We start from the raw sequence: 9189 nt of genomic DNA, 5'->3' as shown, positions 1-9189 counted from the left end.
ACTTGTCGATCGTCTGTTGGTGATACTGGTTTGCAAAGAGGTCATTCTTAATGGCGCTGCGTTTCTTCATGGTGGTTAGCTCAGTAGACCAGCTTCCGATAACTTTATCAGCAAAATCAAACTCGGCTTAGGTTTTTCGAGGTGCCCAAGAATTAAGAAAAATTTAGAAAATACCTCTCTATTATTGTATTCAGCATTATCGTTTTACAGCACTTTCGATGATCCTGGTTGTTTTAGATATCAAAGATGAAAACAGATTAATTTCTAATATCAAAGAAGATAAAAAAACAGCTCGGGATTTTTTTTCATCATAAAGTCCCTTTAGTATTTGGTGACGTGGTTTATTTATTAATTTCATCATATGAAAATAATAAATATGCAAATAAAGCCGAAATTGAAAAATTTAATCATGCAATATTATCTAAAAAAGACAAACAATAATAAAAATATTATATTAATCATGGGGGAAGCCTCACTCTACTCCCGCTATAGTGCATATGGCTATCATTTAGATACAACGCCACATATGACAAAAATATTTTCAACCGAAAATAGCTGCATCTTAAATAATGCCCATTCCAGTTCACCAATAACCCGAGATTCAGTGTCAATGACACTAGCCTTTCACACACCGGAAAATGAAGAAAACCTGTTCAACAATAAATCTATTATTGAAATGGCAAAAGCCAATGGATATAAAACATATTGGTTAGGTTCCCAAGAAATACAAGGTCTGCATGGTTCTAAATATGGTTTTATCGCTCAAAAAAGTGATGATTTAAGGCTAACCAATTATAACGATAATAAATTGGCCAACCTGCTAGCAAAAGTGTTATCTGATAATGCACAAAAGAGATTTATCATTATTCATCTTTATGGTAATCATTTACCCTATGACAACTATGATGCAATAGATAAAAAAGCTTTACCAAAAGCAGCAGATTATGATCTCACTATTCATTATACTGACAGGATCATAAATGATATAATGAATGTCATTAATGCCAAAAAAATAGATTTTAATTTAATTTATACCGCAGATCACGGCGAGATAGTCAATGTTGGTCATGGATTGGAAAAAGGGAGAGAACAATATTTGATTCCCTTTATGTATAAATCGACCAATAAACATTTTAATTGTGCTTTTATCGAATCTTTTCGTAATAAAGACGGATACTTGAGTGGTTTGATGAATAAGTATATTTTATCCGAACTGCTTGGCTATGACATTGATAAAAATATTCTTAGAAGCGAAAGAGAATATGATCGAGTGCTAACAGCTAATGAAAATATTTTACCTTTTTCCTTGATAGAATAACAATCACTTAGCAACAATATTGCTGGATTTCAATTTAAAATCCAGCCTTAGATTATATTCTTTTGGGTTTTTAGATCGACACGATTTAGCAAAGTGTTTTAAAATAAATTTAGCTGCTGCAACACAGATTTTAGCTATGAGTTTACATAAAAGATTTATATCAAAGTACCAACACTCAGTTTTTTTGTCTGTGTACTGTTCTAGCTGCTATTAAGCTGCTTTTTGAACAAACAGTCAACGTAATGCTCATACCCTTATCATTGTTAAGAGAGTAAAATCGATCTGGGTTGCAGCTTTGTATTACTGAATTGGTTTTTTCAATAGAATATATGCTGTACAAAACTATCAGTTATAGATAACATTATGTTATTAATATATAATTTACTTTTATTTACTCAAATTACTTATAACATATTGCTATGTCTTTATTAATTACTCAACGCTGTATCAATTGTGATATGTGTGAACCAGAATGCCCAAATGAAGCGATTTCAATGGGAGAAGAATTTTACCAAATCAATCCCAATCTTTGCACTGAATGCATTGGCCACTATGATAAGCCAACTTGCCAATCCGTTTGTCCTATCAACAATACCATTTTAAAAGATTCTAATAATCCTGAAACAGAAGAACAATTATGGGATAAATTTGTCTTATTACATCATGCCGATAAAATTTAACTTTCCATAATCACAGTGGCACAAGCATAATTTTGTTCATCAGATAGTGATACATGGATATGTTGCACACCTAAAGAATCAGCCAATATTTTTGCTTGCCCTAATAAATTAAGCCCTGGCTTACCTAATTGATCATTAAAAACTTCAAATTGATTAAGCGCTAAACCATTTCGGATCCCCGTGCCTAAAGCTTTTGCTGCTGCTTCTTTGACCGCAAAACGCTTCGCCAAAAAACGGACTGGCTGAGAATGATGTTGATATTGTCGCCACTCTTGTGCGGACAATATACGCTTTGCTAGACGTTCCTCTAAACGCTTGATAATTTGCTCAATACGTACAATTTCAACCAGATCAGTACCTAATCCAATAATCGCCATTAACCACGCGCCTCGCGAAGAATTTTCTTCATATCACTCACGGCTGTCGCCATGCCACTAAAAAGTGCTCGCCCAATAATCGCATGGCCAATATTAAGTTCATATATATCAGGCAATTGAGCAATACGTTGAACATTATGATAAGTTAACCCATGACCCGCATTGACCTTAAGTTTTTTTGCAGTGGCATAACTTATCGCCCGCTTGATACGTTTAAACTCTTCTTGCTGCTTTAACTCGCTCTTAGCATCAGCATAGGCACCAGTATGAATTTCAATAAAGGGCGCGCCAATTTCCACTGCAGCATCAATTTGTTGTTCTTTAGCATTAATGAACAAAGAAACCGTGATACCTGCTTCGGTTAATCGTTTGACTGCCGTTGCGACTAATGCTTGTCGTCCAACAACGTCAAGCCCACCTTCCGTCGTAACCTCTTCACGTCTCTCCGGTACCAGGCAGCAAAATTGAGGTTTGATCTGACAGGCAAAATTGACCATTTCATCCGTTATTGCCATCTCCAAATTCATCCGGGTTTGTAACGTCTGGCGAAGTAACTTAACGTCACGATCAGTAATATGACGGCGATCTTCACGCAAATGAACAGTGATCCCATCTGCCCCAGCTTGCTCAGCAAGAAATGCCGCATGTAGCGGATCGGGATATTGTGTTCCCCGTGCATTACGCACCGTGGCAACATGATCAATATTAACGCCTAATAATAACACTGCCATATTTAACTCCTGTTATCCATTTCATAGTTTGAATTTCGTTTATCCATGCAATCATAATATATTCAAAGAGGTTTTAATAACCTCGCTTCAACGCGTTTTAGGCAATATGACCTGGTAAAAAAGCTCACGGCTTTTTAATGGACTTCCCCCCAGATAAGGCTTTAGCGCAATACGCGTAAAACGTTTGGCTGCTCTTAATGTATCGACATCCGGAAACTGACGAGCGGCAAATGCCTTAAGCTGCTTACCGGTAAAACTTAAGTGATCAATAACCAAACTGGCAATAAAACCTTTCTCTTCCCGATAACGGTAAGTCATGCTATCTGCCACCGGTTCACCACTACCGGCACAGTGTAAAAAATCAACACCATAACCTAAATGAGATAGCAATGATAATTCAAAACGGCGCAATGCATGTTCCGGCGTATATTCACTACCAGCCAATACCTGCAAACAAGTAAGATATTCAAAAAATAGGGTTTGATAAGGGATATTTTGGGCTAAAACTCGCGCAAGCAATTCATTAACATATAGACCGCTATACAGTAGGGTACCGGTAAATGGTAGCGCTAGAGAAATCGGTTCTGCGCCACGCAACGTTTTCATTTCTCCCTTGCCTCCCCAACGGATCAGCAATGGCGTAAAAGGTTGTAAGCAGCCTTTTAAATTAGATCGACGGCTACGAGCACCTTTGGCTAATAGTCGAATACGGCCCTCACTTTCGGTGAAAAAATCTAACAGTAAACTCGTTTCACTATAAGGGCGAGTATGAAGTACAAATGCCCGTTGCCAACCGTCCACGGAAACCCGCCTTAATGAAGATCATCCATATAGCCTAAACTACGCAGTGCACGTTCATCATCAGCCCATCCGGCTTTAACTTTCACCCAAAGTTCAAGATGAACCTTAGTAGCAAAAAGTTTTTCCATATCCATCCGAGCTTCAATGCCAATTTTCTTAATTTTGCTACCTTTATTGCCAATAACCATTTTTTTCTGGCCATCTCTTTCAACCAAAATTAGGCCATGAATGTTATAGCCACCGCGTTCATTTACCACAAATTGCTCAATTTCAACAGTCACCGAATAAGGGAGCTCATCGCCGAGAAAGCGCATTAACTTCTCACGAATAATTTCACCAGCCATAAAACGTTGTGAGCGATCGGTGATATAGTCCGCTGGAAAATGGTGTGCTGCTTCTGGCATATGTTGGCGGACAATTTTAGTAATAATATCGATACCGGTACCTTTTTCTGCACTAATTGGCACAATATCCAGAAAATTCATTTGCTTGCTAAGAAATTCAATATGGGGCAGCAAACGGGTTTTATCCACCACATTATCAATTTTATTGATCACTAATAATACCGGACAAGGCAAATGACGCAGCTTATTTATTACCATCTCATCATCGCTTGTCCAATGTGTGCCTTCAACAACAAAAATAATCAGTTCCACATCACCAATTGAGCTACTTGCTGCCCGATTCATTAAACGATTTATTGCTCGCTTTTCTTCTACATGCAATCCTGGAGTATCGACATAAATTGTTTGATAATTACCTTCTGTCTCAATGCCCATGATGCGATGACGGGTTGTCTGTGGTTTACGTGAAGTAATAGAAATCTTTTGCCCGAGTAATTGATTCAATAATGTTGATTTACCCACATTTGGGCGCCCTACAATGGCTACAAATCCACAATAGGTTTTCTGTTTGCTCATTCAAGCTCCAATATTTTTAATGCCTGTTCAGCTGCGGCTTGTTCAGCCTTACGACGACTTGAACCCACTCCTTTAACCGGTTCATTTATACCACTAACCTGACAATGAATAGTAAATTCCTGATCGTGCGCTTCACCGCGAACTTGAACTACCAAATAACTTGGTAAAGGTAAATGGCGTCCCTGTAAATACTCTTGTAAACGTGTTTTAGGATCTTTTTGTTTATCGCCGGGGCTAATTTCTATTAATCGAGTGTCATACCAAGCTAAAACAATTTGTTCAGTCGTTTGAATATCACTATCTAAAAAAATACTGCCAATTAACGCTTCAATAGTATCTGCTAATATTGATTCTCGACGAAAACCACCGCTTTTTAATTCACCTGGCCCTAAACGCAAACATTCGCCCAAATCAAACTCTCGTGCAAGCTCAGCCAGTGTATTACCCCTGACCAATGTTGCTCGCATACGACTCATATCGCCTTCATCAACCTTAGGAAAACGATGATAAAGATCATTGGCAATCACAAAACTAAGAATTGAATCGCCTAAAAACTCCAATCTCTCATTGTGACTACTACTGGCACTACGATGAGTTAACGCTTGCTTTAATAATTCAATTTGTTTAAAAGTATAGCCAAGCTTACGCTGTAGCTGTTTAATTTCTTGCCGCTCTGACCACTCAATTAAAAAAGAATTCATGTGCTACCAATTATTTCATTATCAAATTACAAAAAGCATACGCAACAGATCTGCAAAATAAATTTTTACAAAACTGTTGCGTTGGCATGTTTCCTGATATCGTTCAAGAAACCATCATTTTTGATTATCGTGCTATATTCTATATCGATTACGATATAAATCAATTTAGCATTAATGATTAGTTTATCTCATTATTTTATTAGTTGATTGCACCAATACGACTTAAACGCACCCCAGTTGGCCATTCACCCTCGTGCTTATCAAGGCTAAACCAGATAATAACTGCACGCCCAACTAAATTTTCTTCTGGTACAAAACCCCACATACGACTATCTGCACTATTATCCCGATTATCTCCCATCATAAAATAATGTTTAGGTGGAACAATCCATTCATTGTCTGGTAAACCGAGCTGTTGATAACGTGACTGGGTATATACTTGTGGGATCACTAAGATTTCATGGTTAGTATCATCTAATTTTTCGATTCTTTCCGCTTGACGTACTGCGTTACTTGGTACTGGTTCGCCCAATGGAATTTGATAACTTCCCTTCTGACTTTCGACCATAGAGTCAATATTAAAAAATAAAGACCATTCACTCTCTTTTAATGAAGAATAGATAATTGGTAACGCTCGAACACAGTTTGAAATTGAACAATTTGGATAAATATGTAACTCTTTTTGTTCAGGATCATAAACAATTTTATCACCAGGTAGACCAATAACACGTTTAACAAAATCTACACTAGGATCCTTAGGATATTTAAATACCGCAATATCACCACGTTTAGGTTTTCCTGTTTCCAATAATGTCGTTTGGGTAACAGGATCTTTTAATCCATAAGCAAACTTTTCTACTAGTATAAAATCACCGACCAATAAGGTAGACATCATTGAACCTGACGGGATTTGAAATGGCTCATAAATAAACGAACGTATCACTAGTACAATCGCTAATATCGGAAAAATAGATGAACAAGTATCAACCCATGATGGTTTATGAATACTTTCAGCTAAATGCGTCTGCTCTACGCTTCCTTCAGTAACTTTTTTCTGCTGCGCCATTTTTTTCTTACGAGCAGGTGCTAATTTAAAACGATCAATACCCCAGATAATCCCTGTAATCAAGGTCGCCAGCGTCAAGATCAAAGAAAAAGTGTTAGCCATTATGACTCCTTACAACGGTTAGTTATCTTTACCTACGTGAAGAATAGCAAGGAACGCTTCCTGTGGTAGTTCAACATTACCAACCTGCTTCATTCGTTTCTTACCTTCTTTCTGTTTCTGTAGTAATTTTTTCTTCCGGCTAACATCACCACCATAACATTTAGCTAATACATTTTTACGTAATTGTTTCACCGTTGAACGCGCTATAATATGGGTACCAATTGCAGCCTGGATTGCAATATCAAACTGTTGGCGCGGGATCAGATCTTTCATTTTATCAACCAGCTCACGACCACGATATGGTGCATTTGCACGATGAGTAATCAATGCTAACGCATCTACTCTTTCGCCATTAATTAACACATCTACACGCACCATGTCAGCCGTCTGGAAGCGGACAAAACCATAATCCAATGAAGCATATCCCCGTGAAGTAGACTTCAAGCGATCAAAGAAATCTAACACCACCTCAGCCATAGGAATTTCATAAGTTAATGCGACCTGATTACCATGGTAAACCATATTAGTCTGAACACCGCGTTTTTCTACACAGAGCGTAATAACATTACCAAGATATTCCTTAGGCATTAGCATGTTACATTCTGCAATTGGTTCGCGTAATTCATTTATATTATTAAGTGCTGGTAATTTAGAGGGACTATCAACATAGATGACATCACCATTTGTTAACTCAACTTCATAAATAACTGTAGGCGCAGTTGTAATAAGATCCAAATCATATTCACGTTCCAAACGCTCCTGGATAATCTCCATATGAAGTAGACCAAGAAAACCACACCGAAATCCAAAACCTAATGCAGTTGAACTCTCTGGTTCATAAAATAGCGAAGAATCATTCAAGCTTAATTTAGCTAAAGCATCACGAAATGCTTCATAATCATCAGAGCTAACGGGGAATAAACCGGCGTAAACCTGCGGTTTTACTTTTTTAAAACCAGGCAACGCCTGTATTGCAGAATGACGAGCGCCAGTTAATGTATCGCCAACCGGCGCACCGTGAATATCTTTTATGGCACAGACCAGCCAACCGACTTCACCACAATTTAGTTGTTGACGATCAATTCGTTTGGGTGTAAAAATTCCTAAGCGATCAACATTATAAAGTTGGCCAGAGCTCATCACTTTAATTTTATCACCTTTACAAAGCGTACCATTTTTAATCCGTACCAGCGAAACAGCACCTAAATAATTATCAAACCACGAATCAATAATTAATGCCTGCAAAAGCGCTGCCGGATCACCTTCTGGTGGTGGGATCTCTTTAACCAGCCGTTCAATTAGGTCTTGTACCCCTAATCCAGTTTTTGCCGAACAGCGAACAGCATCATGAGCATCGATGCCAACAATATCTTCAATTTCTTCAGCTACCCGATCAGGCTCTGCCGCAGGTAAATCGATTTTATTAAGTACAGGAACAACTTCTAGATCCATTTCAATAGCGGTATAACAATTAGCAAGGGTTTGCGCTTCCACACCTTGCCCTGCATCAACAACCAGTAATGCCCCTTCACAAGCAGCTAATGAACGGGATACTTCATAAGAGAAGTCAACATGGCCAGGCGTATCAATAAAATTAAGCTGATAAGTTTCACCATCACTGGCTTTATAATTCAGGGTAACACTCTGCGCTTTTATTGTGATCCCTCGTTCCCGCTCCAAATCCATAGAATCTAATACCTGGGCTGCCATTTCACGATCAGAAAGGCCACCACAGATCTGGATAATACGATCCGACAGAGTTGATTTACCATGATCAATATGAGCGATGATGGAAAAATTTCTTATATGTTTGATTTTCAAGGTTATATCTTCTTCTAAATGGCCTTATAAAATCAGTTTTAGCGATAGCTTAGCCCTACAAAGCTAAAACTAATAAAAGCTGTTATAACAATCTTGGGAATGCATTTTACATATAAGCGACAAACAACTCAAAGAATCATTGATAATGAAAAAGTCGTTTTTATGAATAAGCAACTGTCTTGACCAACAAAATTACGTAGTAACCTGATGGTAGGATTCATCCCATCACGAGTTTCGCACAGGCATATAAAATTCTAAAAATGGCTTAAAAGCAATGATTAATCTGCAAGTTACTAAAAAACATAAATTTTCTTAAATTACAATAAGTTGTATTTGATTTATAAGGTTTTGACTATTTATATATCATGCTGAATTAAACTTAAAAATAGAGCGTTTTTTTATTGGTGCGAAACTCGTGTCCATGTTTACCGAAAGCTTATAGCCATAATGACTCTTACCGTGTTTTTTAGTCCACGTGGCGTCTAAATCTTTTTGTCGCCGCTTGGTTGGTTTCCAATGAGCAGGCATCGCTTCCTGCTTGAGTTGTTCCTTTTCGTCCTTCGTGAACGACTGCTTGGGAGCCGGTACCAAGGTTGCATCGATGATTTGGCCGCCCCGAGCTATAAAGCCTTTCTTCAGAAGTTGAGAGGTTACACCATCGAAAATGGCTTT

Annotated in this window: 9 protein-coding genes and 1 pseudogene; 2 read left to right on the top strand and 8 right to left on the bottom strand. The window is 37.9% G+C overall.

The features are described 5' to 3' along the window. Positions 1-409: 409 nt before the first annotated feature. Positions 410-1318 (top strand): phosphoethanolamine transferase, encoded by a 909-nt coding sequence (locus CBG25_RS11935; RefSeq protein WP_290606857.1) that lies wholly within the window; start codon positions 410-412, stop codon positions 1316-1318. Between the two features lie 419 nt (positions 1319-1737). Beyond that, complete coding sequence (locus CBG25_RS11930; RefSeq protein WP_290606856.1) at positions 1738-1998, top strand: YfhL family 4Fe-4S dicluster ferredoxin; 261 nt, start codon at positions 1738-1740, stop codon at positions 1996-1998. Here the strand turns inward: CBG25_RS11930 and acpS are convergent. The 8 genes and pseudogenes from acpS to CBG25_RS11890 form a co-directional block, all read right to left on the bottom strand. After that, the gene (gene acpS, locus CBG25_RS11925) at positions 1995-2375 is read right to left on the bottom strand and encodes a holo-ACP synthase (RefSeq protein WP_032114764.1); all 381 of its coding nucleotides are present in this window, start codon (positions 2373-2375) and stop codon (positions 1995-1997) included. The genes CBG25_RS11930 and acpS overlap by 4 nt on opposite strands. After that, positions 2375-3106, bottom strand: coding sequence for a pyridoxine 5'-phosphate synthase (gene pdxJ, locus CBG25_RS11920; RefSeq protein ID WP_290606853.1), 732 nt, complete (start codon positions 3104-3106; stop codon positions 2375-2377). The genes acpS and pdxJ overlap by 1 nt, the downstream gene beginning before the upstream one ends. Before the next feature lie 87 nt (positions 3107-3193). Beyond that, positions 3194-3907: a DNA repair protein RecO gene (recO, locus tag CBG25_RS11915; protein WP_290606851.1), complete on the bottom strand. Its 714-nt coding sequence runs from the start codon at positions 3905-3907 to the stop codon at positions 3194-3196. A gap of 11 nt (positions 3908-3918) precedes the next feature. Beyond that, positions 3919-4827, bottom strand: coding sequence for a GTPase Era (gene era / locus CBG25_RS11910; RefSeq protein ID WP_032114767.1), 909 nt, complete (start codon positions 4825-4827; stop codon positions 3919-3921). Continuing rightward, positions 4824-5528: a ribonuclease III gene (gene rnc / locus CBG25_RS11905; protein WP_290606849.1), complete on the bottom strand. Its 705-nt coding sequence runs from the start codon at positions 5526-5528 to the stop codon at positions 4824-4826. Before rnc ends, era begins: the two co-directional genes overlap by 4 nt. 199 nt (positions 5529-5727) lie before the next feature. After that, positions 5728-6696: a signal peptidase I gene (gene lepB / locus CBG25_RS11900; protein WP_290606847.1), complete on the bottom strand. Its 969-nt coding sequence runs from the start codon at positions 6694-6696 to the stop codon at positions 5728-5730. Between the two features lie 18 nt (positions 6697-6714). Continuing rightward, positions 6715-8511 (bottom strand): translation elongation factor 4, encoded by a 1797-nt coding sequence (lepA, locus tag CBG25_RS11895; protein WP_290606858.1) that lies wholly within the window; start codon positions 8509-8511, stop codon positions 6715-6717. Between the two features lie 423 nt (positions 8512-8934). Next, positions 8935-9189: pseudogene (locus CBG25_RS11890) on the bottom strand (IS5/IS1182 family transposase); the annotation flags it as partial.

Origin of the sequence: Arsenophonus sp. ENCA (assembly GCF_002287155.1) — a bacterium.
GTDB lineage: Bacteria > Pseudomonadota > Gammaproteobacteria > Enterobacterales > Enterobacteriaceae > Arsenophonus > Arsenophonus nilaparvatae.
This window is presented reverse-complemented; position numbering and strand designations above follow the sequence as displayed.